We start from the raw sequence: 2,690 nt of genomic DNA on the forward strand, positions 1-2,690 counted from the left end.
CTGTGAACTGCGTACTGATAGAAGCATCCTGATTATGTAAGCTTTCATTAGCTTGACTCTTTTCTTCGTAGCGCCTCGCAAAAAATAACTTTAATTTCATATTGGCTTGATGGTGAAATTTTAATTTCGTATAACCAGTGGCAAGTAAAGCTACCTTATCGGGGCTTTAATTTATAAACAGGTAAGGGGAATAAAATGAAAAAAGTTCGAATTGGCCTTATTGGTACTGGTTATATCGGCCGTTGCCATGCCATTGCTTACGCGCAGGTTGCGACTGTTTTTCCACTCAAGGGCCAGCCAGTATTAGAGATGTTGGCAGAAGTGACTCCTGAATTGGCTCAAAAACGTGCGGTAGAATTTGGTTTTTCCCGATCTACCTCCCATTGGCGCGAACTGGTTGCCGATCCTGATATTGATGTGGTGGATATTTGTGCACCAAATTTCTTGCATAAGGAGATGGCTCTAGCAGCAATTAGCCACGGCAAACATGTTTATTCAGAAAAACCACTGGCGCTGAGTGCTGCCGATGCTAAAGAAATGGTCGATGCTGCACGCGCAAAAGGGGTAAAAACGTTGGTAGGCTTCAACTATATGAAAAATCCAACGAGTCAGTTAGCGCGAGAAATTATTGCAAACGGTGAGATTGGTGAGGTCGTGCATTTTTATGGTACTCATAATGAAGATTATCTGGCTGATCCACTCACACCTTTGGACTGGCATTGTACCAAGGCGCAGGCAGGTCTGGGGGCCTTGGGGGATTTAGCCGCACACATTGTTAATATGGCTCATTATCTGGTCGGCGATATCACCCGTGTCTGTGGCGATATGCAAACTATCATCAGACGGCGCCCTGACCCGAAAGATCCCTCATCGCTTCTTGCTGTGGAGAATGAAGATCAAGCCAGCGCATTGGTACATTTTAGCAATGGTGCTATGGGGACCATAGAAACTTCACGGATTGCTTGTGGCCGTAAAATGGGGCTGACATATGTAATCACCGGCACTAAAGGTGCGATCAGTTATTCTCAAGAACGCATGGCGGAATTACAGCTCTATTGCCATGATGATCCACAGGCCAGACAAGGGTTTAAAACATTACTTACAGGGCCACAGCATCCAGACTATGCGGCTTTTTGTGTCAGTGCAGGACATGGTATTGGATTTAACGATCAAAAAACGGTTGAGATCCGCGATTTGATTAACGGCATTGCTGCCGATGACCGTATGTGGCCGGATTTTGAAGAAGGTTGGAAAGTATCGAAAGTATTGGATGCTATTGCCGTTTCTGCCGAGGAACGATGCTGGGTAAATGTCTTAACAGATTGACTATTCTGCTACAGCTAACATTTTTAATTTCTACAATGTCAATGCGAAGAGAGGTTATCTAATTCTCAGATTTACATAGCACCTTAAGTTAGTTAGTGGTGAGCCTCATTTAGCTGATACTGGCCCGAATTAGGCCATGTATGAGTTTTAAATATGCCCACTGCTGACACTAAACGTAATAATCACGCGACAACTGCTGCTCATTATCTTAATGAGCAGCAACGGGCAAGGGTAAAGCAGTTGTCCCGTTCTTGGCTATGGCGTCTGGAGATCCCCACTTGGATATTGATCGGTGCCATTTACACTGGGTGGTTTGTTGGTGTTATTCATTGGCAGCAATTAGGGCCAGTGATGGGAAGTGTTCTGCTGATCTTGTTGAGTGCGTGGTATATGTCTTTGCAACATGAGTTGATTCACGGCCATCCAACCCGTTGGCGGTGGGTAAATCAGCTATTTGGAACTTTGCCACTGGCGGTATGGTACCCCTATGGCCTTTATCGTGATTCTCATATTCAACATCACCGCGATGAGGATTTGACGCACCCAGAAAAAGATCCAGAGTGCTATTACTACACGGCAACACAATGGCAATACTTCCACATATTACTCAAATGTATTATACGTGCGAGTAACACCTTTGTGGGGCGGCTAGCCATCGGGCCATCACTGGACATCATTAATACCCTTCGCAGCGCAGCCCGGGCTTTTATTTCCGGCGATCGCTCGGCCATATTCATGTGGCTGATTCATTTAGGGCTACTTTACGGGTTACTTCACTGGATGGCAGGCTATGGTATTTCTGCCGTTTTCTACCTACTGGCGATTAGCTATCCGGCACTTAGTCTGACTAAAGTAAGATCTTTTTTTGAACATCGTGCAGCGCCAGAGAGTTCGGCGCGCTCAGCCCTGAATGAAGCTGCATGGCCATGGCGTCTGCTATTTCTAAACCTCAATTACCACCTGGTGCATCATGATTTACCAGCCTTACCTTGGTACGGGCTACGCCAGATTTATCTGGAAAACCGCGTTCAATATCAGCAGCGCAGCGGGCAATTTGTCGTGAACGGCTATACTCAATGGTTTGACGCATTTGCTTTTACTGCGTTGGAAATAGAAGTACACCCATTTTACGATTGCGAGAATAAAACTGTTGCGGCAGAAGAGCGGTATGGTGTGATTAAAAGTAGTAGCCAGCATTCTGAATCAACCTAAATCAGCCCGCTGAGGTTAGGACGGCTATGGATTCAGGCGAAAAAATTCTTAGCGATCTCTTCTGTTATTTTAAAATTGCTGTTGTTATATACAGTATTTCATGTAATCTTAACTGAAAATTTTGTTGTTACAACACAGCTTAAATACTTAGC

At 44.9% G+C, this 2,690-nt stretch carries 2 protein-coding genes; both read left to right on the forward strand.

Annotated features, from left to right (window positions below; all coding sequences use genetic code 11):
* Nucleotides 1-195: 195 nt before the first annotated feature.
* A complete protein-coding gene (locus tag V1952_RS21060) occupies nt 196-1,326 on the forward strand; it encodes a Gfo/Idh/MocA family protein (RefSeq protein WP_372558405.1) in 1,131 nt (376 codons plus the stop codon).
* Nucleotides 1,327-1,479: 153 nt separating this feature from the next.
* Complete coding sequence (locus tag V1952_RS21065; RefSeq protein WP_372558406.1) at nt 1,480-2,538, forward strand: fatty acid desaturase; 1,059 nt, start codon at nt 1,480-1,482, stop codon at nt 2,536-2,538.
* The last annotated feature ends 152 nt before the right edge of the window (nt 2,539-2,690 follow it).

Source organism: Yersinia sp. 2542 StPb PI (genome assembly GCF_048593855.1).
Lineage (GTDB): Bacteria > Pseudomonadota > Gammaproteobacteria > Enterobacterales > Enterobacteriaceae > Yersinia > Yersinia enterocolitica_E.